This is a genomic window from Candidatus Hydrogenedentota bacterium (genome assembly GCA_013359265.1).
Classification (GTDB): Bacteria; Hydrogenedentota; Hydrogenedentia; order Hydrogenedentales; family SLHB01; genus JABWCD01.
In genome coordinates this window covers 51,685-78,667 of sequence record JABWCD010000017.1, presented here as the reverse complement: position 1 = coordinate 78,667, position 26,983 = coordinate 51,685, and the positions used below count along the sequence as shown (strand labels likewise).

Annotated in this window: 18 protein-coding genes and 2 tRNA genes; 12 read left to right on the top strand and 8 right to left on the bottom strand. The window is 59.7% G+C overall.

Annotated elements, in window-relative coordinates; translation table 11 throughout:
- The first annotated feature begins 5 nt into the window (after positions 1-5).
- The 4 genes from HUU46_15725 to HUU46_15710 all read left to right on the top strand — a co-directional run bounded on the left by HUU46_15725 (position 6) and on the right by HUU46_15710 (position 3,234).
- Positions 6-1,877 carry a family 20 glycosylhydrolase gene (locus HUU46_15725; protein NUM55093.1) on the top strand — a complete coding sequence of 624 codons (1,872 nt, stop codon included), beginning with the start codon at positions 6-8 and terminating at the stop codon, positions 1,875-1,877.
- 366 nt (positions 1,878-2,243) lie between these two features.
- Positions 2,244-2,319 (top strand) — tRNA-Gln (locus tag HUU46_15720).
- Between the two features lie 41 nt (positions 2,320-2,360).
- Positions 2,361-2,435 (top strand) — tRNA-Glu (locus HUU46_15715).
- A 370-nt stretch (positions 2,436-2,805) separates the two neighbouring features.
- Entirely contained in the window at positions 2,806-3,234 is a 429-nt protein-coding gene (locus HUU46_15710) for a hypothetical protein (protein NUM55092.1), read from the top strand.
- A 400-nt stretch (positions 3,235-3,634) separates the two neighbouring features.
- Here HUU46_15710 and HUU46_15705 read toward each other — a convergent pair whose 3' ends face one another.
- Positions 3,635-4,330, bottom strand: a complete 696-nt coding sequence (locus HUU46_15705) for a hypothetical protein (protein ID NUM55091.1) — start codon at positions 4,328-4,330, stop codon at positions 3,635-3,637.
- A gap of 178 nt (positions 4,331-4,508) precedes the next feature.
- Positions 4,509-5,387: a restriction endonuclease gene (locus tag HUU46_15700; protein NUM55090.1), complete on the bottom strand. Its 879-nt coding sequence runs from the start codon at positions 5,385-5,387 to the stop codon at positions 4,509-4,511.
- Between the two features lie 1,457 nt (positions 5,388-6,844).
- Here HUU46_15700 and HUU46_15695 point away from each other — a divergent pair.
- Positions 6,845-7,948, top strand: a complete 1,104-nt coding sequence (locus tag HUU46_15695) for a hypothetical protein (GenBank protein ID NUM55089.1) — start codon at positions 6,845-6,847, stop codon at positions 7,946-7,948.
- Here the strand turns inward: HUU46_15695 and ftsA are convergent.
- From ftsA to cysC, 4 genes are all read right to left on the bottom strand, one after another.
- Positions 7,929-9,212, bottom strand: a complete 1,284-nt coding sequence (ftsA, locus tag HUU46_15690; protein ID NUM55088.1) for a cell division protein FtsA — start codon at positions 9,210-9,212, stop codon at positions 7,929-7,931. The genes HUU46_15695 and ftsA overlap by 20 nt on opposite strands.
- Positions 9,213-9,360: 148 nt before the next feature.
- Positions 9,361-11,271, bottom strand: coding sequence for a hypothetical protein (locus HUU46_15685; protein NUM55087.1), 1,911 nt, complete (start codon positions 11,269-11,271; stop codon positions 9,361-9,363).
- A 295-nt stretch (positions 11,272-11,566) separates the two neighbouring features.
- Entirely contained in the window at positions 11,567-13,510 is a 1,944-nt protein-coding gene (locus HUU46_15680) for a hypothetical protein (GenBank protein ID NUM55086.1), read from the bottom strand.
- Positions 13,511-13,606: 96 nt separating this feature from the next.
- Positions 13,607-14,218 carry an adenylyl-sulfate kinase gene (gene cysC, locus HUU46_15675; protein ID NUM55085.1) on the bottom strand — a complete coding sequence of 204 codons (612 nt, stop codon included), beginning with the start codon at positions 14,216-14,218 and terminating at the stop codon, positions 13,607-13,609.
- 308 nt (positions 14,219-14,526) lie between these two features.
- Between cysC and HUU46_15670 the strand changes: the two genes are divergently transcribed.
- From HUU46_15670 to HUU46_15660, 3 genes are read left to right on the top strand one after another with little or no spacing between them, the layout of a single operon-like run.
- The gene (locus HUU46_15670; GenBank protein ID NUM55084.1) at positions 14,527-15,228 is read left to right on the top strand and encodes a DUF1080 domain-containing protein; all 702 of its coding nucleotides are present in this window, start codon (positions 14,527-14,529) and stop codon (positions 15,226-15,228) included.
- Positions 15,229-15,269: 41 nt separating this feature from the next.
- Positions 15,270-15,878 (top strand): lysophospholipid acyltransferase family protein, encoded by a 609-nt coding sequence (locus HUU46_15665; GenBank protein NUM55083.1) that lies wholly within the window; start codon positions 15,270-15,272, stop codon positions 15,876-15,878.
- Positions 15,871-18,186: a hypothetical protein gene (locus HUU46_15660; protein NUM55082.1), complete on the top strand. Its 2,316-nt coding sequence runs from the start codon at positions 15,871-15,873 to the stop codon at positions 18,184-18,186. Before HUU46_15665 ends, HUU46_15660 begins: the two co-directional genes overlap by 8 nt.
- A gap of 22 nt (positions 18,187-18,208) precedes the next feature.
- On the opposite strand, the gene HUU46_15655 is transcribed toward HUU46_15660, so the two are convergent.
- Positions 18,209-19,525: a hypothetical protein gene (locus HUU46_15655; protein NUM55081.1), complete on the bottom strand. Its 1,317-nt coding sequence runs from the start codon at positions 19,523-19,525 to the stop codon at positions 18,209-18,211.
- Between the two features lie 185 nt (positions 19,526-19,710).
- On the opposite strand from HUU46_15655, the gene HUU46_15650 reads away from it, so the two are divergent.
- Positions 19,711-20,937 carry a M28 family peptidase gene (locus HUU46_15650; protein NUM55080.1) on the top strand — a complete coding sequence of 409 codons (1,227 nt, stop codon included), beginning with the start codon at positions 19,711-19,713 and terminating at the stop codon, positions 20,935-20,937.
- Here HUU46_15650 and HUU46_15645 read toward each other — a convergent pair.
- Positions 20,934-21,377 carry a VapC toxin family PIN domain ribonuclease gene (locus HUU46_15645; protein ID NUM55079.1) on the bottom strand — a complete coding sequence of 148 codons (444 nt, stop codon included), beginning with the start codon at positions 21,375-21,377 and terminating at the stop codon, positions 20,934-20,936. The genes HUU46_15650 and HUU46_15645 overlap by 4 nt on opposite strands.
- 396 nt (positions 21,378-21,773) lie before the next feature.
- On the opposite strand from HUU46_15645, the gene HUU46_15640 reads away from it, so the two are divergent.
- From HUU46_15640 to HUU46_15630, 3 genes are all read left to right on the top strand, one after another.
- Positions 21,774-23,579: a glycosyltransferase family 1 protein gene (locus HUU46_15640; GenBank protein ID NUM55078.1), complete on the top strand. Its 1,806-nt coding sequence runs from the start codon at positions 21,774-21,776 to the stop codon at positions 23,577-23,579.
- The gene (locus HUU46_15635; GenBank protein NUM55077.1) at positions 23,579-25,621 is read left to right on the top strand and encodes a hypothetical protein; all 2,043 of its coding nucleotides are present in this window, start codon (positions 23,579-23,581) and stop codon (positions 25,619-25,621) included. Before HUU46_15640 ends, HUU46_15635 begins: the two co-directional genes overlap by 1 nt.
- 134 nt (positions 25,622-25,755) lie before the next feature.
- Positions 25,756-26,955 (top strand): branched-chain amino acid ABC transporter substrate-binding protein, encoded by a 1,200-nt coding sequence (locus HUU46_15630; protein NUM55076.1) that lies wholly within the window; start codon positions 25,756-25,758, stop codon positions 26,953-26,955.
- Positions 26,956-26,983 lie beyond the last annotated feature (28 nt).

Genomic DNA, 26,983 nt, shown 5'->3' with positions numbered 1-26,983 from the left:
TTGCCATGACTCGCGTTCACGTCGTTACATCAATAATGTGTATCGTCGCCGGGCTACTCGTCATGGGGTGCAGCACGATGCCCGGAAAAACGGCGGCGCGCGGAAATTCTCGCGACGAACGCAGCCCCGCCATCGCAGGCTGGCCACTCTTACCGATGCCGCGGCAAATGGAAGTGACTCGAACGTTTCGCAATCGCGGCGTGTGCGAAAACGGGTTCGGCCCGGTTGATGCCGTAATCGATCCACTCCGAGTTCCGCATCCTCAGGGATACGAGTTGACCATCGCCGCCCGGCGCGGCGGTCGATCGCCGCTGGTCAGTATCGTGGCCCACGACGAAGCGGGAGCGTTCTACGCGAGCCAGACGCTGAAACAGATCGCGGAACAGGCGCGAGTGAAGGGTTGCGTTCCCGCGTGCCGAATTGTGGATTGGCCCGACTTTCCCGACCGCGGCGTGATGCTCGACGTCGCCCGCTGCAAAGTCCCGGAGATGAAGACGCTCTACGAACTCGTCGATCTCTTCGCCTCGTGGAAATACAACCAGCTTCAACTCTACACCGAACACACCTTCGCCTATCGGAATCATCCCGCCGTGTGGCAAGACGCATCGCCGATGACGCCACAACAAATTCAGGACCTCGACGCCTATTGCCGCGCGCGCTACATACAACTTGTTCCAAATCAGAATTCCTTTGCGCACATGCGGCGCTGGCTCATGCTGCCCGAATACGCAGCCCTCGCCGAGACTGCCGGCGGCGGCGATTTGTGCCCCACCGATCCGAAGTCCATCGAACTCTTGCGCGACATGTACGCTTCACTGCTGCCGAATTTCTCCAGTTCGATGGCCAACGTCGGCTGTGACGAAACGTTCAGTATTGGCAAAGGCCGCAGCAAAGACGCCGTGGCGGCACGTGGCGCAGGCCGCGTGTATCTCGAATTTCTCCTGCAGATTCACGGAATTGTCGCCGCGCATGGCCGGCGCATGCAGTTCTGGGCGGACATCATCAACAACAATCCCGAACTCATTCCCGAACTGCCCAAGGATGTCATCGCCATGGAGTGGGGATACGACAAAGGGCATCCGTATCCCGAGCATACAAAGCGATTTCACGACAACAACGTCGCGTTTTATGTTGTGCCCGGCACGTCCTCATGGAACTCGCTGCTGGGTCGCACCGACAACGCGCTCGCAAACCTGCGCGAGGCCGCCGAGAACGGGCGTAACAACGGCGCCCGGGGATATCTCGTCACCGACTGGGGCGACGGAGGACACTGGCAGTTTCTTCCAGTTTCGTTCCTGCCATTCGCACACGGCGCGGCAGTGAGTTGGTGTCATGACGCCAATCACAACGCCGACCCAGCAGCACTCGCCGACGCATACGCATTCCGTGATTCCGCCGGCGTCATGGGACGGCTGGCATTCGATTTGGGCAACGCCCACCAGTTGTCGGGCATCACTCCTGGCAACAGCACGGTCTACTACATGTTCCTGCAACGTTACTTCAGCCGACCTTTGGACAACAGCGGACTCGACACACTCAACCCGGAAAACCTCGACAAGACGGCCGCGCGCGTCGACGAGCTGATCGCAAGAATCGACGGCGCAAAAATGGATCGCGCCGACGCCGACCTTATCAAGGCCGAATTCCGCATGAACGCCGCCATGGCCCGCTTCGCCTGCCGCCTCGGCGCGGCGCGCCTGCGCGCGGGAGCGTGCCTGACCGCGGAACTCCCCAAGGACCTGCGCGCGCAACTCGCCGCCGAACTCGAACCGCTCATCCCCGAGTTCCGCCAACTCTGGCTCGCCCGCAACCGCTCCGGCGGCCTCAAGGAAAGCGCCGGAACGCTGGAAAACATCCTCGCCGAACTCAAGAAGTAGCACCCGCCCTCGGGCGTCGGCACCGCCCGTTCCCGCGATGACGTACTGCGTCCTCTTGAAATCCACGACATACCCGATAGACCCGACATACCCGATCATCATCTTCTCTGCTGAACCCGGAACCCGATACCTGCTCGCCTGCATCACAGTCCAGACGCCATTGACCATTTGACGCATCTCTCCGACGTCAACGACATACCCGACAGACCCGATAGACCCGATAGACCCGACACACCCGATCGTCATCTTTTCTGCTGAACCCGGAACCCGGACCCCGGAACCCGCTACTCTCCCCTTTCCCAACTCCCACGCCATCGCCCAAAACCTTGACTTATTTCCAACCCATTCGATACGATCCCCCCATTCTGCCGGATAGCCAAACTGGTAAGGCGCCTGCCTCTGGAGCAGGAGACTCTAGGTTCGAATCCTAGTCCGGCAACCATCAGCCAACACCAGGGCGGCCACGCGCCGCCTTCGCTGTGCGGCCCGTTCATCTAGGGGTTAGGATGCGGGATTCTCAGTCCCGTCACAGGGGTTCGAATCCCCTACGGGCTGCCATTCTTCAAGCTCTCCAACCAGTTGCTCGGGGTTCATCCAATCTGATTCAGTAGCGCCCGGTCTCCGCGCCGGGCGGTGTTCGCATTAAATCGTGGCGCCCGGTCTCCGCGCCGGGCGGTGTTCGCATTAAATCGTAGCGCCCGGTCTCCGCGCCGGGCGGTGTTCGCATTAAATGGTAGTAGCGCCCGGTCTCCGCGCCGGGCGTTACGCGTGATTGGCACCGTCTTTTGCGCAGGCCTTGCGGCTTGTCGTCCATAGCTTTCGCGAAGGAGGAAGCGAAACACGGTGCCTGTCCCTCCTTGCAGTGCATTTCGAGCCACAAGTTCAATCTGGATGAACCAGATGGTAGTATGGCGCCGGAGGAAGATCGATGGCGACCCTACGCGCAGCCGAATTAGACGTCCAAACCTTGGACGGTACCGTCACCGTCGCATACAAGAAGCACGGGCGGGACTGGCACGCCACCGCCCTCCAGTTCGATTTGGTCGGTACGGGCGGGACGCGGGAGACGGCCCTGCGAGAGCTTCAAGAGCTATTCGAGACTTACCTCTCCGCCGTGCTCGAGACCAAAGGCCGCGTCCGGTTCTACAACCCGAGTGACGCGCAGGATTGGGAGGTAAAGGACAAAGAATACTTTCGTGTCGTTTGCATCGTCTCCGCGGAATCGAGTCATGCACGGTCCTACCCTGCGCCAAGTCTCGACGACATCGACACACTCCGGCGCATTAAGTCTCGCATCAAGAGCGTGAAGCTAACTCCCCTATTGATTCGCGTCAATCGATTTTATCGGTGTTTGTAGCGCCCGGTTTCCATGCCGGGCGGTATTCGGCGCGGCTGGAACCGCCATATTCAATTGACGCCGACCACTGGCTGGCTGAACGTGTCCGGTCCGATTTCACTCCACGATTTTATCCGCAAGTGCCAGCACTTCAATATTGCCTCGCTTCCTCGCTTCATGACTACCTCGCTATTCGCTATCTCGCCCCACTCGTTCCCTAGCTTCCGCTTGGGAACGCACTCTTGAGAAGCTCCGCTTCGCTCTTTCGCACGCCAACCCGACCGCAACATGGGTTTTCGCGGGCAAACAACCCGACGAAGAGAGATAACTTGCGCGCCCTTGCATACGACCTCGTTCCAAGTTGTACTTGGGAATGATGCACCCTTACGGGCACAATAAAGAGCAGCGCAGAATCTCGAAACTAGCCCTCGGTCAACGTCTGTTCAATCTCAGCTAAAAGGCCTTCCATGTCAACCAGACTTCGAATATTGTTCTTCACATAAACTTGCCAAGCATGTTTGGTGAGATTCTTGTCTACTACTATGCGTATTGGATGCCATCCGTTCGAGGCAAGCACTGCTCTTTTTTGATTCCAACGCTCAGCGCCTTCGTGAAATCTCTCGCCGTCAATCTCGATTCCGATCTTAGTAACGCGCTGGTCAGTCCGTCGAATCAGGACAATCGGAATATCTACCTCATGAGTACCCAGAATACTCCAGTTCGAGAATCCGATAATTGCTTCATACTCCGGTTTACCTTCCAGTTCACTCTTCAGTTCCCATCTGATTTGCTCCTCGACTCGCGACCCGACTGTCCGGCTTCGAATTAGTGAGCGTCTGGTTTTTGCCGCCGCTTCCTGCATCAGACCTCGTGCCCATCTTTGCTTGCCAGCTTCTGCTCGTGAATACTCAAGTTTAAGTGCGCTTAGCCAACGCTGAAGGGTGCGTCGAGTGAACTGAACGCCGGACACCCGACGAAGTTCCACATAAATCTCCGACGCCGAAAGCCCCTTGGCATGAAGTTCCGTCAGAACATGATCCAGTTCTTTCCCAAGCGCATTTTCCACCGCACGAACAATGTCGCCGCGCAGAGGAAGACATTGGTTTTTGATCTCCATCTCCAGAGTACTCCCAGTTGTTGGAGCGGCGTACTACGTAAATCAGCGATGCTGGCAGGCGACCAAGAAATTGGTTACACATTAATAATAACATAATTATATAAATAATAAAATAATGTAACTGCCGTTATAAATACTTGGTAAATCCTGGACTCTATTTTACCCGTATTAAACCGGTTCAGTAAGTATACAGCTCCCGTACATTGACAAATGGCTTGCCGCTCTCGGCCGCGCGCCGAACCTTTCTCGCCATGACTTCGGCAAATGGCAGCCTCATCTTGAGCATTTCATAGAGATCGAGCCCATCCATGCAAACCACGCGCTTTCCCCTTCCAAACGCTTCAAGGCCCTCGGCGGTGAAGCCGCTTTGACTGACAAATAGGCCCCGCGACCAAGCCGCCTTGTCTGCCACCTTACCCTCAAATGCCCGTAGTTCCGTCGCTCCTATGGCTGGACCCGTCCACTTCGCTTCGAGTAGGTACGTTTCGCCAGAAAGCTCGAAGCTGCCATCGATCTGCTCGCCGACTAACCGGAATGATGCCCGTGCCGCCAAGCCATTCGCGTCAAATAACTCCTTCAGGAAAGCTTCAAAGGCGTATCCTCGCGGATGCGGTTCGAGTTTGCTGAGTTCGAGTAGCTTCTGCATAAGCAATTGCGCGCGAGACAAATCGAACTCAGTAAGAGGTTTGGAAGGGGTTTCAGACGACTTAGCACTTGGCCGCTTCCCGCCAAGGCGCTCAATTAGTTCATAGAATCGTTCCTGCGCGTCCGCGATGCTTTCTGGGTTACCTTTCCGTCTACGGGCGTCCTCCCGGTACTCCCAGAGCGCCAGCAACGTGCGGATTCTAAGTTGCGGGTCGCAACTCTTTAGAAAAAAACGTAGGCGCTTGGCCTTACTTGTCCCTTCGACCTCGAATTTTGCATCATCGATATCCACGTTGAGTTCGTCAACAAAGAATTCCGCGAAAGTTCGGTCGGAAAAATCAAGGACGTAGCCGCCGCCCATTCCAAACAAATCTGCAATTAGCCTCATATCGAGCGGTCGAATTGTTCCCATCAGATTTGGACTTTCTATCGGCAGTAAGGAAGTTCGTTGGCTGACCATCGACTACGGGCCGCATCGCGAACCGACTCTGACTGATCTATCTATTGTAGTTTCTATTGTAGTAGCTCGTTCTGCCGATCTGCCAGCCTTGTGCTGAGTTGGTCGCGCGCCGCGTCACGATCCTCGAGTACCTCGGCAAGAGCATCTACGCGCGAAGGATCTCTTTCGCCGGGGCATTCGCAGCTGCGCAACTGGCTGTCCGTTTATACTTGTTCACCGGGTAGCTGTCTTGTCTGGCCTGCTCCAGCCAGTTTGTCGAAATCTGGTCCAAATTCGCAGTCAATACAGAATCTGTCAAGCCAATACAGGTCGCAACATACAGCAGCGTGCTATCATTCGCTCGTACTATCCGTTAACCAAACACGGCCTAATCTGCGCGGGCGCCCATCGTTTCTCAATCCAACCCGACTCGCCCGAGCTTGTCCTCCATAGCCCGCAAGGCGCCGGAGGGACTCGTCCTTCGTAGCCTTCAAGGGCGAAGGAGGATGCAACACGCTGGTCTAATGGTTAGGGGAGGGGTAGCACATGCGCGCCGCGTCCCCGTGCGTCCGCCCACGGCTTTTGACTCGTTACGAAGTTTCCACTTCGTAATGACCTCTTGAAAAGCTCCGCTTTGGGCAACTGGAGTTCCACGTGGCTAACGAAACATCGCCCCCGCGTCCCCGTGGTCAACTCATCCGCGCCAACTTCTCCAGCCAGGCGTCAACAAGGACATCCATGTCCTCCGTAGCTTTAACGAAGGAGGAGCGTTTCATACTGCGCTCTTTGCGTTCTTTCGCGGCTAATGACGCATCGCCCGATGTCCATATCCCTGCGGAACCCCGAACCCGGCTTGTCCTCCGAAGCCACCTCGGCAAAGGTGGATACTCGGACCCCGTGTTCATTCGTTCGCGACTGTGCCGCCCCGGCCAATCCGCGCCTCAGTACACCCCCCCGGGGGTGCAGAACCCACGGCGACCGAAAAATAAGGACTTACGACGATTTTGCCCCCCTGCCCCCCCTTGAATCGTCAAAAAAAAGTCCGTCACCCCCCCCGGCAGCGTACCGTCCAAAGCCCGCTAGGCGTACGAGGAAGCAAGGCTTCCGTAACCGTCAAGGGCGAAGGAGGCACTCGTCGTCCGTAGCCCATAAGGGCGCAGGAGGATGCAACAAGCTGGGCATATAGATGGAGGTCATTGACTCGCATTGGCGCGGGGAGTCCCGCGTTTACGCGGTTTGGTGTTCGGAGTTCCGCGATTACGCGCGTCTAGTCGTGTGGGTTCGCGTGCGGCCCGGAGCAACGGGTACCATGTCCTTGAACTGCCGAATTGAATCCGTTTCATCCGTGTAATCTGTGGCTACCACGACTGTATCTCGACGTCAGTCTCGTTGGCGTGGAACGTGAGGCTAATCGAACGGGGGAGCGCGCCATGAAATCATCCCGCGGTACGTGGGGAATACGGTTGCTGATACGCGCGCTCACGCTTGCGCTGGGCGTGCTTGTGTTCTGGCTGTTGGGCTTTCTGCTGGGGGACATCGCGTCAATCGAGGGACCGGACTACTCGGAAATCGAGGCGAAGTACGTCGATCCGGCGTTGTACGAGCAGCAGTCCGCGCTGCAACAGCAGATCACCGATCTGGAGCGCGAGATTACGGGCGCGCGCGAGCAGCAGGAGATTGTCCGTTCGAGCTCGCAGAACCTGCAGAACACGATCAACCAGATGTTGCAGTTGCAGCGAATCAGCGTGGAGAAGAATGTCGCTCAGAACGAGACGGACAGGGCGACGCTGGCCACGAGTCAGGCGAGTTTCCTCGAGTATCAGGCCAAGTTCCAGGAACTCAACCAGCAGATCGCCAGGCTGGTGTCGCAACAGCAGAAGCTCGAGCAGGAAAAGAGTACGCTCGACCGGACGATCGAGGAGAACCGCAAACCGGCGGAACGCGAGTTTCAGGAGCTTAATCAGGCGCATCGCATTCGGCTGGCCGCGTACCAGTTGGCGTTGCTCGTGCCGGTGCTGCTCGTCGCGGCGTATTTCCTGGCCAGGCGGCGCGACAGTCTCTACTACCCGCTGTTTCTCGCGGTTGGCGGCGGCACGCTCGTGCGCGTTGTCATCGTTATTCACGATTATTTCCCCGAGCGTTACTTCAAGTACATCATCACGATTGCGCTCATCGTGGTGGTCGCGCGCCTGCTGATCTTTGTGATTCGGCTTGTGGCCCACCCGAAGCGTGAGGCGATCGTGAAGCAGTACCGGGAAGCGTACGAGCGGTTCCTGTGTCCGGTGTGCGAGTATCCGATCCGCACCGGTCCGCGGAAATGGTTGTATTGGACGCGGCGCACGGTCCACAAGGTCCTGCTTCAGCCGGGGTCCGCGGACTCGATCGAGCCGTACGTGTGCCCCGCGTGCGGCTCGGCCCTCTTCGAGCCGTGCGATGCGTGCAAGAAGATGCGCCATTCGATGCTGCCGCATTGCGAGCATTGCGGCGCGGCCGTCGATCCGGTGAAGGACAGGGTTACAGGAAGTAGCGCTTGAGAAAGCGCGCGGCGCGGCGCGAGACCGACACCATCGAGCCGCGCGGTTCGATGCGGCCGTGGCGTGCGGCGGCGCGGTACTCGAAAGCGTGGCGCACGATGCCCACCGCCGCGGAAAACTCCGGCGCCTGGACCGCGTGCGGCAGGACTTCCACGCCCGTGGGCACGCCTACGCGGCAGGGCACCTGGAAGACGGCCTCGGCCAGGTTCGTGTAGTTTTTGATCGAAGCGGCGCCGCCCGTCAGCACGATGCCGCGCACGAGGTTCTTCAGCAGGCCTCGCGCCTGGATATGCTGGCGCACTTTCACCAGCAGTTCCTTCGCGCGCTCGTAGACGATTGCATCGAGGTCTTCGCGATCGACGACCGACGGCGAGCCGGGGACGTTGCTGCGCAGTTTGACGCGCGTGGTGTTGTCGTCGCCGTTTGCGCCGTGCGTCTCCGCCGTTTCGTCGAACTCTTCGGTGATGCACGTGTCGGAGATGCCGTAGTCGAGGATCAATTCGTCCGCTTCTTCGAAGCTGACCTGGAGGCCCGCGGCGACGTCGCGCGTGATGTGGTAGCCGCCCCACTCGAAGCAGTGCGTGCCGAGGATGCGGAAGTCGCGGTAGATGGCGAGTCCGGTTATGCCGCGGCCGAGATCGAGGACGCCAACGCCGAGCTCGAGGTCTTCCGGCGTGAGGCATCCGAGCGCCGACGCAATCGGAAGGAAGATCATATCTTCGAGTTCGCGGCCCTGCGACTCGATGCAGGTGATGATGTTGTCTTCGATCACGGCAGGCAGGCGCGCGAAGTGGATGCGCGTCTTCAAGACCTGGCCGCGAATGCCGATGGGGTCGATGACGCGCATGTCGTCGACGTACCATTCCTGCGCGCTGATAGAGGATGTGACGCGTTTGCCCGCGGCGAGAATGTCGCGCGAGGCAATGTCGCGCGCTTCGATCATGTGGGAATGCTCGACGATGTCGCGCTCGATCTTGCAGGTGCCTTCGCGGATGAACGTTTCGACTTTCTTGCCGTTCACACCGCAGAAGACCGACGTGATCTTGGTGCGCGATTCCTTCTCGGCGAAGTTGAGCGCGCGCTTGAGGGAGAGTTGCGCCGCGGCGCGATCCTGGATTACCCCTTGCGACACGCACCCGTGCGCGGGCGCGGTGCCGTGGCCAATGACGTGAATGGTGCCGTCGAAGTCGCGGCGCGCCACGAGGGCGCGGATGTCCCGCGAACCGAAATCAACAACGCTGACTACCTCGCCTCTACCTCGCACGATATGTCCCCATTTCTATCCGATGCGCGCGATCGCCTGTCCCCGATCGCGCGCGGTGCCTGCTTGCGTCCCATTGAGTCAACGCTCCCTCCCTCGATTCCGCGCGGGAAGGGATTTGCCCCGGCCGCGGGATGCGGGCCGGGAATCGCTAAAAGAGCAAATCGTCGCCCGAGGCGCCGGTCGCTCCTTCCGCGTTGCGAATCTGTTCGATTGTCTGTTCGATGTCCGCGACGGACGCGCGCTGCCGGTTCAGGGCTTCGCGGGCGCGTTCCATGACGCTCTCGTTGTCCGCCTGTTTGCGCTGCAACTGCTTCACGGACTGGCGCGCGTCTTCGAGCTTCACGCGGGCGTCCTGTTCGCCGCTGAGCGTCGTGTCGAGAATTTCCTTCGCCTGGGATTCGAGCGTGCGCGCTTCGTCCAGGGCTTCCATGGCGGCGCCGCGCTGGCGCGTGGCCTCGTCGCGTTGCGCTTCGAGTTCGCGGATGCGCCGTTCGATGTCCGATATGCGGGATTCGATCCCGTCGAGGCTGCTTTGCATCGCCTGCGTGTGCCGGCCGCGGTCCAACAGGAGCGCGCGGCGTTCGCTAACCGCGGTTTCCGCTTCGGCGACGCGCGTTTCGCACAGTTGCACGGAGTTGCGCGAGGCATCGATCGCTTTGACGCCTTCCTGAAGCCGCGTTTCCGCGAGTTTGACGCGGGCCTCGGCTTCGGACGCCTGCGCACGGGCGATGCTCGCCGCCGCCTGCATGGCGAGAAGTTTCGCGTCGGCGATCGAACCGTGCTTTACGGCCCGGCGCGCGGTGTCGAGGAGGTGGGTCGCGGGGTCATCGGACTCGAAGGGTTCGTCATCGTCCGCGGCCGAAATAAGCACTTTGTCGTCATCGTCTTCGTGTACGCGGTCCGCGCCCCACGCGTCTTCGAGCGCGGGAATGCTGTCGTCGGCGCTAGCCACGTGTACTTGCTCCGGCGCCTCGAACGGCACGTCCACCGTTTCGGCGCGCACGGGCAGTGGCGGGGGTGCAACCGCTTCGACGGGACGCGCCGACCAGAACGAAAGATAGTCTTCGCATTCGCCGAGCCAATTCACCAGTATCGCGTCCTCGGCGCGGTCTTGCGCGTCGCCGTACACACCGCCGAACGCGTAGGCGAGTTCGAAGAAGCGGTCGTCGCGCGCGGCGCGGTTGCCTTCCACGAGCACGCTCATTCGTTCCATCATCTCCGCTGCACGGCGCGATCCTGCCCAGCCGTTTGCCGTCGCCCGCTCGAGGAGATCGCGGATGCCTTCGTGCATCGAGGCGAACACAGGGCCCAGCGCGGCGTCGTCTTCCTGTTCGATCCGCACAAGGCAATCGCACAGGCGGTCCAACACGACGGCGGAGTCCGGCGGCGCGGTTGGCGGCACGTTTGGCGCCATGTTTGTCAGGGCGGGCGGCTCGTCGCGCGGCATTTCGAGCACGGGCTCGGGCGCCGACTGCGCGAGCGCATCGATTTCATCCAACTCGAATACTGGCGGGGCCGCGGGGGCAGGTGCTTCCTCCGCGCCGGAAACGTCCGGGATTTCGCCCAGCTCGATTTCCTCGACGTCTTCGTCCGTGAAGGGCCGTTCCGGTTCCAGGATTCGGAGCGCCGGGCCGCGCGTTTCCGGTTTGGCGGGGCGGCGTTCGTCTTCGTCGCGGACCAGGACGAGGCCTTTGGCTGCGATGTCTTCGAGCGCGAGTTGGTAGCGCTCACGCCATTTGCGGATGACGCCCGAGCGGACCTTATCGACGATGAGATCGCCGACCATCAGGCAAAGAATCTCGTAGCTGTCGGCGAGGAAGGACACGCACTCGTTGGCGCGCCCGGCGTTTTCGTAGGTTTGGAGGACGCGTCCCGTTTCGGTGAGCGCCTCGACGAGGTCCTGCCACCGCTGCTCGACCGCAATCTCCACGGATTGGATGAGGTAGTTCATGCACTCGTCCGACCAGTGCTCCTGCGGGGCGCCGTTGCGCGCTTTGACGAATTGTCGCTGGAAACGCCCCAGCGCGGTAAGCAGGCGTTGTGTTGGGTCACTTGTCATAGCTGGGTCTTCCGCAAGGTTGTCGGTTACCGGGAGTGGCGGGGGAGGGGGGGTGTCGAAGCCCGGCTCGGTTTCGTTGGTATGTCCCTCGTGTTCGCTGGTAGATCGGTCGAGAATCCGAAGGGACAGACGGCTCCATGACCGGGACTTTTGGCTGAGTCGACCAAAGCGCATAGTGCTCACCCCTACCTATTGCTCGATTGTAGCACAAAGGGCGGGCATACGCAACATATTGTGGTGGAAGGGTGAATTGATACGAAATTGTCACCTGACTCGTGGCCCTCTAGTCAACCAATTACCCTGCCCTCACCCAGATTTCGGTACCTTCAATGGCGGTGTGGGGCCGGTAGTGGGTGCGAACAAAATCCATCAAAATGGGGTAGCGCTCTTCGTGCGGAATATCGTCGATAAGCGGGTACTTGCCGCGGTAAATGAGGTACTTCACGTTATTCACCTTGAGGTCCTCAATAATTTCTCTTTGAAAGATGTCCGGAGTTGCAAACCATAGTACCGGAAAGCGTGTCGGTGCGGGTTGATTCAACAAGTAGTACCACGAGGCTTCCGAGGTGAGCGTGAATACGGACTCGCCGGGGCCGAGGTTCGATTTGAGGTATGCGACGGTCTCCCGCGTGGCGGAATCGACGAACTGCGCGTCGGCAATTCGATACGGAAAGTTCGCTTCCAGGTGACGCGAGCGGCGCGCATCGTCGGCAATGCAGAGGCACGCGAGCGCCAATGCGGCCAGCGCGGCGTAAGCGACGCCGCGACTGCGATTCGCGGCGAGAATTGGCCGCGCGATGTGCTTGCCTAGAATCACAAGCGCGAGAATGGAGATCGGCAATAGACTGTAGGCCACGTGCTCCCAGTCTGCGCGCCCGGTTGCGTTGCGAACGTAGAGCAGGGAAATGACCAGCAGATGACACTCGATAAAGTATTGTTTCACGAATGCGCGCAGGCCGGCCATGATTCCGCCGCCGTTGTATACCTCCCCAATGAATCGGCTGCACATCCACAGCACGATGGCCGCGTATACGATGGTAACGCGCAAGTACGGCGAGAATGCGATTGGGTAGATGTGGCCGTCGGACAGTTCCTTGTAACGCGGCATTGTCAGGAACACGAAGTCGATGAATGCGCCGAACTGTCCTTGCAGGAGCGTCCCGAGCAATGCGGTCGCGGCAACCGCGCCGAGCACGCACCCGGCTACAAGCGCGACTCGCACGTGACGCGAGGAGTTCACCAAGTAGTACACGGTACTTACTGCGAATACGAACGAAACCGACAGGTAGAGTCCACGCTCGATAGAATATGCGAATGCGCCCAGTGAGATGAAGGCCAAAATGAAGCCCGCCGGACCGATCGCGAAGGACTTTGGGATTGCGGCTTTGCTTGATTCAAACAACGCGGCCGACGCGAGCAGACTCGCCATGAGTAAGACGTCCCGCGGCGGGAAGATGAGCAGAAGGCGCGGGTAACAGACGTAGCTTTTGTCGATGAGATGCCGATAGAAGAAGGTCGAAAACTCGCGCTGCATGAGCGCCAATATGCACAACGCCGGAATGGCGAGCCGGTAGTCGCCTTCGAAGGCGACGAATATGACGGCGGCGAGTAGCACCCACCCGATCACTTTGAGCGCGGACTCGAGCGTGCGCACACTCCCGATCGAGCGGCCGAACAGTTTGAACGCGAGCAACGACCGGTAGGGGTCCTGGAACAGGCCGTGGAGAAAAATGACGTCGCGGTAGGGGGCCTTGCCGTGTTCGAGCGACACGGCGGTCCCGAGGCTCTCGCCTTCGTGAAATGTGTCGAACGTCCCGGAGGCGTGGTAGGTGGGAACAGTGAGCGAGACCAGACCGGAGAACACCACGAATACTACGACGATCGCAATGCGCAGTGCGCGCGGAATCGTCGAAGCATCGTTCGAATCGGGGGGGGATTCGCGACTGAAGAGGAGGCGATTGAGCGCGCGAACTCTCACGGCGGTGATAACGAGCAGAAGCACCGACGGCATTAGTACAAATACCGCGAACCGAACCTGGTTGTTGGCGGGGTTGAAGCCTTGGCGGGCGAGGTCGCCGATTACGTTTAAGGGATTGCGAAACGGAAGCCGAATATGCTCCCACAATGCATAGCCAACACCGGATCCCGCCGCGAGCACACCAAGAAAAAACGCTGCGCGGAACAAGTTTCGCGCAGCGTTATGAGATCGCTCGTTACTCAAGGGACCAGTGTCGGGCATCGACAATTTCCAATGTTTGCGATTGACAAAGCCCCGGAAACGGTACAATCTGGGCGAACGCGGCGTGGCGCGCGGCGTTCCCTCCCCCGAAATCGACTAGGAGACGATTCCCTTGCCGCGTAGATACGCGAGGACTTTCTCCGTGCTTTCGTCAAGACTTTCAGCGCCGGTGTCAACGACCAACTCGGCATTCTCCGGCTCTTCGTACGGCGCGCTGATGCCGGTAAACTCCTTGATTTCGCCCGCGCGTGCCTTCTTGTACAGGCCTTTTGTATCGCGCTGTTCGCAGGTTTCCAGCGAGCACTGCACATAAACCTCGACAAAATTGCCGTCTCCGGCGATTTTGCGCGCCTTGTCGCGGTCCGCGCGATAGGGCGAAATGAACGCAGTCAATGCGATAACACCCGCCTGCGTGAACAGGGCCGCGACTTCGCCGATTCGGCGGATGTTTTCTTCGCGGTCTTCGGGCGAAAATCCGAGGTTCTTGTTCAACCCATGCCGTATATTGTCGCCATCGAGGACATAGGTGCGGCACCCCGCGTCGTGCAGGGCGTTTTCGACCGCGTGAGCCAGGGTGGACTTGCCGGAACCGGACAGTCCCGTGAACCAAATCACGACCGCTTTGTGGCCATTTTGCTTCTCGCGGTCGGCCTTCGTGATGTCTGCATGGTGCCACGTGATGTTCGTGGCCTTTACCTGATCTGCCATGAATCGCTCCATTTCGTTTACAGTTTTCGGCCCAGCAGCGCGGGCAGCACGGAAGCGTAGCAAATGAAGGGCACATAATCGAGTTTTTCGGGTTCGGGGAATTGCTCGCTCAGGAGGAGGCCATCGCCAAGTTCTCGCCAAGAGTCTTGCTCTGAATACTTGATTCAGGCCCTTGATATGAGCATGATTCGCGCACTATCCGATGGGTCACACCGGTCCGGTGCAGCGGGAAGTTCTACATGTCATATTCGGGAGTTGCCACCATGCGAAATCACACCGAGAAATTTGCGCGGCGAAGTTCGATTCTGATGGGAATCTTGTGTTCGCTGTGTATGGCGGGCATCGCCGAGGAAGCAGCGATCGCCGATCTGCCCAAGGCCGGTATTGACGGCAATGGCCCGGGGTGGCGCGCACTAACGGAGGCGGATTTTGTAAACGTGAACTGCGCGCCGGACACATGGTCGTTCAAGGACGGCATGATTCAATGTACCGGCACGCCGGTGGGCGTCATGCGAACGAAAAACAAAGTCACCAATTTTGAGTTGGTTGTCCAATGGCGTCACCTGAAATCGGCGGGCAACTCCGGCGTTTTTGTGTGGGTGACGGACGAATCGCTGAAGGACCTGCCGCCGAACAAGCTGCCGCACGGCGTGGAAGTCCAGGTACTCGATCACGGGTACAAAGAGAAATACGAGAAAGAAACCGGCAAGAAGGGCGACTGGTTTTCCACCAATGGCGACGTGTTCCCGGTGGGCAATACGAAGATGACGCCGTTTCCGCCGCTATCGCCGGATGGTTCGCGCAGTTTTCCGCGCAAGGAACTGGCGAAAGGCGCCGGGGAATGGAACCACTATTACGTGCGGGCGATCAACGGCGAAGTGCGGTTGTGGGTGAACGGCGAAGAGGTTTCGGGCGGCACCAACACGACGCCGAGCACGGGCTATCTTGCGTTGGAATCCGAAGGTTCGCCGATCGAGTTCAAGAATCTGCGCATTCGCGAATTGCCATAACAGGCGAAGAACCACCACAGGCCTTGCCGAAGGCGCAGCGATTGCACTATACGATTTTCGATACCCCCGTGTTGACGCCGGTGCTGCGCGTGATGGCGCATGCGACGCTGCAATTGCTCGGGTGGCGTGTGGACGGGCTGCCGCCTGACGAACCCAAGTACGTCGCGACGTTTGCGCCGCACACGAGCAATTGGGACCTGCCGATGGTAGTCCTGTTCGGATTGGTGCTCGATGTGAAGCTGCTGTGGATGGGAAAAATCTCGTTGTTTCGTTGGCCCGTCGGCGGGTTTCTCCGCTGGCTGGGCGGCCTTCCGGTAGACCGCGGCAAGGCGAACAACACGGTACTTCAAGCCATTCGATACATTGAGGATCGCGAGCGCATCGTGATTGGCATTGCGCCGGAGGGGACCCGCAGCAAGGTGACGGAGTGGAAGATGGGTTTCTATCACATTGCGAGTGGCGCACGGGTCCCCGTCGCCCCGGCGTATCTCGACTACGCGCGCAAATGCGGAGGGTTTGGTCCGATGATGATACCTGCGGGAAACATGGACAAGGAGGTACAGGAATTGCGCGCCTTCTACTCGCGTATCGCAGGAAAGCGCAGGCACGCGGCTGCTATCGAGGCAATGGGTACAAACGTCCATGACTAACCGCATTGCAGCCGCCATGACAATTCTCGTCGCCGCGAGTGCTGCCCCATGTTGGGCGTCTGGAAACGAAATATTGCCGACGGGCGACGCGCGGCCCGCCGTCGCCAGCGCGCATTTTCCCGATTGCGTTCACGAGTTCGTCTGGCGAAACTGGACAGCCGTGCCGCCGGCGAAGTTGGCGGGCGTGTTGGGCGCGACGGAGAACGATGTCGCCGCGATCGCCGAATCTATGGGGTTGCCGCGCGATGCGACGGTTGAGCCGTCGATGCGCCGGCGCGGTTACGTGACGCTTATCCGGCGCAATTGGCACCTTTTGCCGTACGAACAGTTACTCGAACTTCTCGATATGACAGCGGATGAGCTCTCCGTCATGCTGCGCGAAGAGGATTTTCTCTGGGTCAAGCTTGGCCGCGTCAAACCGCAGTGCGAGCCGTTGCGATACGCCGCGCCTGACGACGCGGCGAAGCAGCGCGCGGCGGAAATCCGCGCCGTTATTGAAAAGGACTTCGGGGCGGATTTGAATCGTCCGCGCGAACCGAGGTTCGATTTCGTGAGGCAACTTGCGGAGCCGATGCCGAATTACGCGTCTCGTAGTACTGCGTCTGCCGTATCGGGCGACATTCGCATCGTGTATTCGTATGTTGCGGTCTACGGCGACCCATTGATGAACCCCGAGTTGAATCCCTATCCCGACGGACTGTTGCAGCGGCTTTCGGCGAGCGGCATCAACGGAGTGTGGCTGCAAGGATTGTTGCGCGATCTCGCGCCCGGGGGCGATGTGTTTCCTGAGTTTGGCGTGGGCCATGAGAAGCGTCTCGCAAATCTCCGCGCGATGGTGGCTAGGGCGAAGCAATTCGGTATCGACGTCTACCTGTATTTGAACGAGCCACGCGCCATGCCGCACGGTTTCTTTGAGAAGCGGCCGGACATCGCCGGCGCGAAGGAAACGGAATTGACGGCGCTATGTACGTCACAGTCCGCCGTGCGCGAATGGATGGGCAATGCGCTTGCGCACATTTTCCGCGAAGTGCCCGGCCTTGGCGGAGTCTACACGATTACCGCGTCCGAGAACCTGACGAACTGCGCGTCGCACGGCGATTGGGGATCGTGCGCGCGCTGCAAGTACCGCGGTGACGGCGACATCATCGCGGAGGTGAACGCAGTCATCGAAGAAGGCGTGCATCGCAGCGCGCCCGAGGCCAAGGTCCTGGTGTCGGATTGGGGCTGGCGCGGGCATGGCGATGCGCCGGACATCATCGAGAAGCTGCCGAAATCCGTTTACCTCATGTCGGTCAGTGAATGGCACCTGCCCATCGAGCGCGGCGGCGTCACGAGCAGCGTGGGGGAGTACTCGATTTCATCGGTCGGGCCAGGCCCGCGCTCGTTGAGTCATTGGAAGGTCGCGAATGGTTTGGGACTCAAGACCGGCACCGAGATTCAATTCAACAATACCTGCGAAATCGCGAGCATTCCGTATCTACCTGTACTTGATTTGGTCGCGGAGCATTGCAGCAATCTGGAATCGAAAGCGAATCTTGACGCGTTGTTTATCGGGTGGACAATGGGCGGGCATCCGTCGCCAAACCTGATGATTCCCGAGCGGTTCAATCGTACGCCGACCCCCGGCATCGACAGTGTGCTCGACGAACTCGCGCGCGAACGCTTTGGCGAGACCGGCTCGCCGCACGCGCGCAAAGCGTGGACGATGTTCAGCGAGGCGTACCGCGAGTATCCGTTTCATATCAGCGTCGTCTACACCTCTCCGGTACAATGGGGCGCGGCAAATCCGCTGTATCCGACGAAGACGGGGTATAGCGCAACGATGTGGGGCATTCCGTACGACGATGTGAACGGCTGGCGCGGTCCGTATCCCGCGGAGGTGCTGGCGGCGCAATTCGAGAAGGTGGCCGCGGGATGGCAGCCGGCGATTGACGAGCTACAGAAGGCGGTTGACGCCGCGCCCGAGAATATGCGCGGGACCGCGCAGGCGGATCTCCGTTACGCACGGGCGGCAGCGATCCATTTCCAATCGGTCGCTAACCAAACGCGGTTCGTGAGAGCGCGCGATGCGCTGGCCGATACGGCGAATCCATTGTCCGATGACGAACGCACAGTGCGGCGCGCACAACTGACGCAACTCCTCGAAGCGGAACTTGCGCTCGCGCGGGAGTTGTACGCGCTGACGTGCGAAGATTCGCGCATCGGCTTCGAACCGTCGTGCCAGTACTTTTACCTTCCGCTCGATTTGGTCGAGAAGGTTGTCAACTGTCGCTGGCTGCTTGGACACATTGGGGAATGGGCCGCGTAGCACAGGTGTGACCGGCGAGTGTTTAAGTCTCTTTCCAATACCCCGGCAGGCCGGGCTTGGTTTGGACTACGATTTCACGGATCGCCTTGCGCGTATCGGGTCCGAGATGGACGTGATTCTTGCTGAAAACGACACCGGTCAGCACGCCCCACAGACGCGCGTAAACGTAATCTTTCATTGCGTCCGGAAGCGCGTCGAACTGCTGCGAATAGATCAGGTAGCTCAAAGGAAACTTGAACAGGCGCGTCTGAAGGTCGAAATCGCGTAATGACCGTCCTTCGGCGTCCCGCGGACCCAGTCGCGCGAACACATCGGCGAACCCCGACGTGCCGCTGACCGGGGACGCCATGGGCGCTTCGCCTGCGAACACCATGTAATCGACCAGCCGGTCACCAATCCCCTTGATGATGTGCTGCGTGGTTTCGGAAAGTGCGGCGGGATCGCGGTTTAGTATCTTGTCCACTTCGGCCTGCCGGGCCAGGGCAATGCGCGTCTGAAAGTTGGCCTCCGTGAGCAAGTTGTGCATCCGCGTCTGGTGTTCCAGAACCAAGAGCGCGACAATATCGCTGTGCGGGACCAATTGTTCTTCGAGGACGGTGCGATTGTCGAGTGTTAGCCGGTTAGCCCCCGCCTCCATGTTGACCGTTGCGTCGCGCTCTGTTTCCGTTGCGATGACATTTCCCATGTGGCGCATGTTTCCATGCTGGCCCGTCACGTACCACCCGCCCCAACGTTCCTCCCACGGGCTGGCTTGGGTGGTCACGAAGGATCCGGCCTTCAAGATTGGATACCCGTCGGCCGCGGTGAAAACGGAGCGAACGATGTGGCCGGGTACGCCGCCCGTCAGGACGGAGCCGTGGCATTGCAGGCACATATCGCGCTGGCGCACGAATTGCGGCCGCTCACTCCGCTCCTGCACGAGCGTGTAGAAAACCGTGCCCAAGTCCGGATCCGTCGCGGAGATTTCGACGACTTCACCGCCCGGCACGCGTCCGATGTATACGTCGTCGTTGAAATAGATGGACCGTGGGTTTGCCGGAGAGATGAATTGAATTTGAAGACTTGTCTTTGAAAACACCAGAACTTGCGATTCAACGGGAATCGAGAACGCATCGAGTAAGGACTTTACATAACCAATCCCGGGTTCGTAGCCAAGCGCTGCTGTCCCGTTGTCAATTGCGGCCTGGAGCCGCGAGACGGCGTTGTTCGGAACTGCTTTGCCGTATTCGATTGGTGGCGCGTCGAATTCGTCGTCGGCGATTCCGGCAAACGGAAACAGGTGGGCAAGCAGGACGACAACGCCCCCACTAACTCGCAGCTTCGGATTCCCCTTCTTCATTGAAAGCCTCAACGCGCGGCCCGGCGACAGCGCCAGCAAATTCTGCGCATTCGTACAATCCCCCACGCGACAGTACCCAATTCGACGCGTGAACGCAACGTGGCGGGTCGGCCTGCGCTTAGATTGTTGGCGTTTGCATCGACTACGATAGCGCGGAACGGCGAACGCAAGGCCGCGGGGAACCCATGTTACGCGACGATCAAATCCGGGCATGTGCCCAGTACGTGTTGCAGCGGGCGAGGTTTGTCATCGAAACCTATGGACCGCGTCCGCCGGGAAGCGAAGCGGAACGCAAGACACAAGAGCTGGTGAAGGCGGACCTCGAGGCGTGCTGCGATGGCCCGATAGCGTTTGAAGAGTTTCACGTCGCACAAAAAGCATTCTTCAGCATGCAGGCGGTCGGCGGTGTGCTGACCTTGGCCGGCGTGGGGCTTTACTGGATTCACCCCGCGATTACGCTGCTGACGGGCATCGCCACCGTGACGGTCATGTACAATCAACTGCTCCGCTACCGGCTGTTTCTCGATCCGTTCTTTTCGAAGAAGCCGAGCTACAACGTGGCGGGGCGCCAGTCACCGTCGCGCGGCGTAGAGCGGCGCATCATTCTCAACGGACATCCTGACGCCGCATACGAATGGCGGTTCAACTATCTGGCGCCAAGGTGGTTCCCACTGATCGTGCTGTACACGTTGGCGGGCATGGTCGTGCTGTTGGCGGGCTCGGCGATTGCCACGATCGCGAGCATCGCCGCGCCGGTTGCGTCCGCGACGTTGGTGAATGTCATCGGCATAATCATTTTACTGCTTGCTCCCGCGGGTTTCGTCGGTATTCTATTCAACAATCTGAGCGTCGTCGCGGGTGGCGCGAACGACAACCTGAGCGGGACGTTCATAGCTGTCGGCATACTTCGGGCGATGCGCGAGCATGGCATCCGGCTCGAGCGGACAGAGTTGATGGCTGTGATTACCGGCTCGGAAGAAGCGGGCCTGCGCGGCGCGAAGGTCTGGGCAGAACGCCACAAGTCCGAATGCAACGATGTTGAGACCATCGTGATCGCGCTCGATACGTTTCGCGATTTGCCGTATCTCACGATCTACAACCGCGACATGAACGGCACCGTCGCGCACGATCAAATGGTCTGCGATCTGCTCAAACGCGCGGCGCTTGCAACGGGACGCGAATTGCCGTTCGGATCCATTCATCTTGGGTCTTCCGATGGCGCGGCGTTCACGCAGGCGGGCTTTCGCGTTGGCATGTTGGGCGGCATGGACCCTCACCCCGCGCATTACTACCACAATCGCCGCGATTCGTGGGAGATCATGAACGAGGAGTGCATCCGCGCGACGATCGAAGTACTGATCGAGGCGATTCGAATGTATGACAGCAAAGGTCTCGGAAGGCAATCGCCTTAACCTGGCAGCAGTACTTCCAGTATCTGCTGATGCGGGCTGTCGGTTGGCACGAGGGCGGAGACCGCGCGATCGAATGTCACGAATTTGCCGCCAAAGTGACTGGCTAGACCCAGCAGATATGCGTCGACTACTTGTCTATGGCCGACCAATAATTCCGCGGGTACCGCCGGGGCTGTTAGCGGTACAGCGTCGCTCCAAAATACATGGTTGTCGAGCGATGTAAACCTGCGGAGTAGTGCGATCGCGTCCGCCGGATCGCAAGCTTCCGCAAGGATTTTGGGATTCGACGAGATACGGATGAATGCACATTGCGTGAGCGGGCATGTCGCCCATTGCGCCGAACGATGCGACTTGAACCATGTGCGGGCATATCGATTGTGAACATGGCTCGGCCATGCCAAGGCGAGGAGCACGTTGACATCGAGCAGCGCGACACTCACACCTCGTCCTCAATCCTCTTCACGTCTTCCAGAGTAATTGGCGGCGAGCCGGGCGAGACCTTGAACATCGGAAAGTCACAGTCGTCACATTCGACATCGACTCGCGTTGCAGCTCCAAGCCCGCGTCGTGCGAGGTCGGAAAGCGCGCGGCCAACCGAGATGGACTTGGATTGTGCGAGCGCCTTGGCTACGGCTAGCATATCGTCGTCTATGGATAAGGTAGTTCTCATACCAGCAGTATGGCTTGCGCCAGGCGCGATGTCAAGATGTTAGAGCATCATGATGTCGATAGCCGCCACGAATGTATAGAGGAACCCCACCGGGCTGCCGTTCCGCACGCCCTCCCGGCTATTCGCAGCGTGACTTGCGCCACACATGACCAAGCGAGAGCGTTCCGTGCTTTCTGCGACGCCTGAATTTGTCGGTAGTCTGGCGCAATACGTACCGGCGTTTGCGGGGCCAACGCTTTACGGTGGTCCGTCTTTGGACACCTTCAGGGCATCGCTCGCCGACCGGGCACACACCGTTGTCGACACCGAAGGCGCAGGGCCGTTCGACTGCGTCGTTCGGTTCGTACAACCTGAGGAGGCTGAAAATGGTGGAACGGTCATTCGCGACGTGGCGCGGGCGTTGGGCGCAAATGGTTGCGCACTGTTCGTACTGTTACCCGGCGCTGGCGCGCAATCGCTGGAATCGATTGCGCAATGGCTGGGCACGGAGGCCTTAGCGCTCTACCGGCACCACACCGTGTCAACCGCTGGGTCGGCGGACGGTGGCCAGGGCTATATCGCGTTCGCGGTGCGCTCGACGTACAACCCGCTGCTCCACGCGCGCGACCTGATGATGTCTGGGCATGCCGACTGGGCGTTCGACGTTCTGGTACATATCCCCGCGGAACTTCAAACCGATCCTCAGATCGCGGCGCGCATCGCGGCGGAGAAGTTGGTGTGTCTGCTTGCGTGGGACCGGGCGGCGGGGGAGAAGGATCGGCTCGCGCGGTTCTTCTTTAGTCAGGCGACGTTTTACAACGCGGTCGCGGTGGCGCCAGCGGCGCGCGAGGTGTATCTCTGTCACGGAGAGTTTTGGAGACGTATTGGCGATGTGTCGATGCGTCAACGCCTGTTGCGTTCGGTGTTTCACGTTGCGCCCGTGGCGGAGAGTCAGCAGGTCGAAATCCTGGAGGGCGTGACGGAACCGCCGCGCCGCACGTTCACGCCTCCGGCGTGGCGCGCACCCGCGAAGCTGCCGCGCGTACTTTTTGTGATGCATCCGCGCCCGCACTATGGGCTTGATGTCCAGTACTACGGACTGTGCGAAGTGCTCGGCGACGCGAACGTGGTCGAGTTTCCGTACAAACCGACGTTGCACGGCGCGAAACCGGCCGAACTTGCGCACTATCCATGCATGTTCAATCGCGCGGGCACGCCGCTGCTCCTTGATGAGGTTGTGACGCAACTGCGTCGCGGCGAATTCGATCTGGTCATTTACGGTGATCTCGAGGCAGGCATCGACTCATCCGCGGCCAAAACCATCGTGAGCGCCGCGGGCAACATTCCCGTTGTACTATTTGATGCGCAGGACGATCCGCTTGACCAGTGGGCCAAGATGAACGAGTTTGTCGGCGGCGGATTGCGGCTGTATTTCAAGCGCGAAATGCTGGCGTGCTGGGATTATGGCGAGCATACCGTTCCGATGCCTTTTGCATACGCGGACGAGCGCATACCCAGCCTCGACGCAACACCACGGAACGAACCGCTTTTCTGGGCGGGCCACCGCCAGTTTGGCCTGCGGCGACTGTACCTCGAACAGATCGAGTCGTTGTTCGGCATGGACCTGAACAAGAGCTATTCGCAGGACGAGTATTCCGCCGCGTTGCGCGGAGCGCGTATTGGCCTGAACATATTTGGATTTGGATTCGACACCGTACGCTACTGGGAGATTCCCGCGCATGGCGCAATGTTATTGGCAGAGCGCCTGCCAATTTACGTACCGTTGGACTTTGTTGATGGAGAATCCGCGGTGTTTTTTGATGACTTGCCCGAATTGGAGGACAGGCTGACGTACTGGATGGCGCATGGCGACGAGGCGGCACGAATCGCGGCGCGAGGTCGTGAGCATTTATTGCGGCACCACACGGCGAGCGCCCGCGCGCGTCAAATGCTCGGTTGGGTGCAAGCGCGCGTCGAGGGTTGGGGGAGGTGATGACGAAAACCGTGCGCGCGCCTGGGCTTCGCCCATTATCGTTTTTACTTGTTGCGCTTTCATTGTCGATTGGGTGGGGCATTCGCGGGAATTTTGGCCACGAATACGGCGCGATGATTCCGGGCGCGTTGGCGGGAATCGCCGCGTGCCTGTTATCAGGCCGCGAGGACTGGCGCGAGCGCGTCGCGTACTTCGGCATGTTCGGCGCGCTGGGTTGGGCGTTTGGCGCGTCGATTTCGTACATGCAAGTCATCTCGTACACGCATTCCGGCCACGCGCCGTCTCAGTTGTACGGGTTCTTCGGACTATTCGTCATTGGCTTTCTGTGGGCTGGCATGGGAGGCGCGGGCACGGCGCTTCCCGCTGTCGCGGATCGTGACCGACTCACCGAGTTGTTCCGCCCTCTCATTTGGGTTTTTGCCTTTTGGGCCGTGCTGAAACTTGGCGAGGTCCCCGCCGTGATGGCGTATCGTCACTACGTGTGGGGAGAAGACCCGAACGCGTTCGACAAGTCCGGGCACCGGCAAGAAAGTCCGTTCTATTGGTTCGATGCAGATTGGATGCAGGCGCTACTCGCGGTTGCTGCCATGCTCGCGTTCGATCTGTGGGACCGCCGCCGCGAGCCGCAGCGTGTCGTGCTGTTGCTTCCGTTTGCGCTCGTTGGATCGACCGCAGGCCATTTCGCATTCGTGGCACTGCGCGCAGCGGGTTTGACTGAGAATCTCGCGGCGTACCTCGTTCATCCACAAGGCGACACGACGAAATTCTCAGCCGACAACCTGTTGACCAATTGGCCGCAGTTTCTCTCGGACTTCCCCAATGCGATCGGTGCGCTCATCGGACTGATTCTTGGGTTAACGGCGTATTTCAAGGTCTACGGAAAGTTTCGATCGGGGTCGTCGCTGTATCTCCACATGGCGCTGGGTTGGTTGATCTCGTTTCTAATCATGCCGGTGATTCTCAGCAATGCATTTGCGGAGTACGGCGGATTCCGAATGACACCGCCGCGCAGCGACGATTGGGCGGGCATCTGTGGCGTAATGGCGGGTATGCTGATCTACGTGTTTCGCAACGGCCTCGCGCCGGTCGGGTACGCGTCGCTTGTGAGCGCGTTTGTGGGCGGCATCGCGTTTCCGGGAATCGCGTGTCTGAAGCTAATCATGGTATGGCCGGGCAACCCGTATCGATTGAATCCCGATCGGCTCAGCCCCAGCCCGTCGGCTGATATCGAGGCGGCATGGGCGCACTGGCAAGGCGCGAACTGGCACAGCTTTCTCGAGCAAAGCTACGGGTTCGTGAACGGCATTGGCATCGCGCTCGCCATGGGGCTGCTCGCAACACGCGCGCCGCGCTTGGCCGACAGTGACGTGTCTCGCGCCACGCGCCGATGGACGCAGGTGTTCGCGGCGAGCTTTGTCCTGGTGCTGCTCACCTACCTCAATCTGGTCAAGAACGTCGTTGTTTGGACGAACGAGGGCGTTAAGCCCGTGCAGGCGACGATGAAGGCGCCGCTGTTCGATAGCATCGAATTGAGCGCCGCGGCGTGGTTCAACCTTACCTACGCGCTGATCGCGGCTGTTGTGGTGTTGCTGCTGGCGCGGCACCTTGTGCGCCCGATTGCGCTGATTCCGAGGCCGTCGCTGGGCAAGTGCCAATTGTTCTATCTTGTGTTTATGTGGACGATGATCATTGGCAATTTCGAGCGCGCGCTGAACGGGTTCAACGAGCAGCGGTTGTTGACCGAGTGGATCATCATTGTAAATGGACTGATCTGCACGGCGATGGTCCTGACGCTTCCACGCGACGAGGACACATGCGATGTATCGCCGCTTCGCCGTTGGTCGGCAAGTGTGGGACGCGCGGTCGGTGTCGGCATCGTGGCATCGATCATCGCGATATTCGCGCAGTTCGGCGCCGTTCGCGTGCTCTACGGAGACCGCTTCGCCGGGCACGCCGGAAGGGACGGCAAGGGCCAGACACGTTTCGGCGAGGACGCGGAGTGGAAGATTCGGCCGAACCTCCGCAGAGGGGAGCACCAATAGCGGTCGCAACATCTTGAAATTCGTGCCCTTAACGTGGGAATCTAAGCGAACGACGCTGAATACCTCGAAGGCCATCCGCGTCTGATTTACGTAACGCAAACCCATGGGTCGTACTCGACCGGGAGACCTTTATCATGCGAGGCACTGCACTCCTGATTTGCCTGGCCGCCACGGCCGGTTTGCTGGCCGCGCCTCAGGCCGACGCCCAGCCGAACGTCATCAAGATTGTATCCAGCCTGCCGCACACCGGGAGCGCAAACGCGCAGACGACGACAATCGTAAACGGCATCAAACTCGCTATCGACGAGGCGGGCGGCAAGGTCGGTGACTTCACGATCCAATACGAGCCGTGGGACGACGCGTCGCCCGAACGCGGGCAATGGGATCCCGCCATCGAAGCGGCCAATGCCGACAAGGCCATCGCGGACCCGAACGTGATGGTCTACATCGGCACGTATAATAGCGGCGCCGCGAAGATTGCGATGCCGAAATTGAACGCGGCCCATCTGCTCATGGTGAGTCCGGCGAATACCTGGCCGGGCCTGACGAAACCGGGTGTGGGCGAAGCGAACGAGCCGATGATCTATCGTCCCAGCGGTAAGGTAACGTACTTCCGCGTCGTACCCGCGGACGATATCCAGGGTATGGTGGCCGCGCATTGGGCAAAGGACATGGGCTGCCAGAAGGCATTCGTGCTGCACGATCGCGAGTTGTACGGCAAGGGCATCGCGATGATGTTCGATAAGGCCAGCAAACCGATTGGCCTGGAGGTCGTCGGCTTCGAGGGGGTCGATTCCAAAGCATCGAACTATCGCTCCCTGGTTACAAAGATTCGCCAGAAGCGACCGGACCTTGTCTACTTCGGCGGCACAACGCAGTCTAACGCCGGGCAACTTGCGAAGGACATTCGCGCGTCGGGCCTCAATGTGAAATTCATGGTGCCGGACGGTTGCTTCGAGAATGCGTTCATTCAATCCGCCGGCGCGAACAATCTCGAAGGGAACACGTTCATCACGTTTGGCGGCCTGCCCGCGGACAAGTTGACCGGCAAAGGCGCGGAGTTTTACGCGAACTACAAGAAGAAATACAACAGCGAGCCGGAAGCGTACGCGGCGTACGGCTACGAAAGCGCGCGCGCCGCGCTCGAAGCGATTCGTATCGCGGGCAAGAAAGACCGCGCGGCGATTTCGGAGGCGTGCGGCAAGATCAAGGATTTCGACGGGCTGCTGGGGAAATGGTCGTTTGACGAGAACGGCGATATCACGTCGAAGACCCTCAGCGGCAACACGGTCAAAAACGGCAAGTTCGAGTTCGTAAAAATCCTCGGGCAGTAACGGGATCCGAAGCAGGAAGGCCCCCGCG

Bases quoted from the DNA above. Each gene is read 5' to 3' on its own strand.
- HUU46_15725 (NUM55093.1), top strand. From the start codon at position 6: ATGACTCGCGTTCACGTCGTTACATCAATAATGTGTATCGTCGCCGGG.
- HUU46_15710 (NUM55092.1), top strand. From the start codon at position 2,806: ATGGCGACCCTACGCGCAGCCGAATTAGACGTCCAAACCTTGGACGGT.
- HUU46_15705 (NUM55091.1), bottom strand. From the start codon at position 4,330: ATGGAGATCAAAAACCAATGTCTTCCTCTGCGCGGCGACATTGTTCGT.
- HUU46_15700 (NUM55090.1), bottom strand. From the start codon at position 5,387: ATGGGAACAATTCGACCGCTCGATATGAGGCTAATTGCAGATTTGTTT.
- HUU46_15695 (NUM55089.1), top strand. From the start codon at position 6,845: ATGAAATCATCCCGCGGTACGTGGGGAATACGGTTGCTGATACGCGCG.
- HUU46_15685 (NUM55087.1), bottom strand. From the start codon at position 11,271: ATGACAAGTGACCCAACACAACGCCTGCTTACCGCGCTGGGGCGTTTC.
- HUU46_15680 (NUM55086.1), bottom strand. From the start codon at position 13,510: ATGCCCGACACTGGTCCCTTGAGTAACGAGCGATCTCATAACGCTGCG.
- cysC (NUM55085.1), bottom strand. From the start codon at position 14,218: ATGGCAGATCAGGTAAAGGCCACGAACATCACGTGGCACCATGCAGAC.
- HUU46_15670 (NUM55084.1), top strand. From the start codon at position 14,527: ATGGGAATCTTGTGTTCGCTGTGTATGGCGGGCATCGCCGAGGAAGCA.
- HUU46_15660 (NUM55082.1), top strand. From the start codon at position 15,871: ATGACTAACCGCATTGCAGCCGCCATGACAATTCTCGTCGCCGCGAGT.
- HUU46_15655 (NUM55081.1), bottom strand. From the start codon at position 19,525: ATGAAGAAGGGGAATCCGAAGCTGCGAGTTAGTGGGGGCGTTGTCGTC.
- HUU46_15650 (NUM55080.1), top strand. From the start codon at position 19,711: ATGTTACGCGACGATCAAATCCGGGCATGTGCCCAGTACGTGTTGCAG.
- HUU46_15635 (NUM55077.1), top strand. From the start codon at position 23,579: ATGACGAAAACCGTGCGCGCGCCTGGGCTTCGCCCATTATCGTTTTTA.
- HUU46_15630 (NUM55076.1), top strand. From the start codon at position 25,756: ATGCGAGGCACTGCACTCCTGATTTGCCTGGCCGCCACGGCCGGTTTG.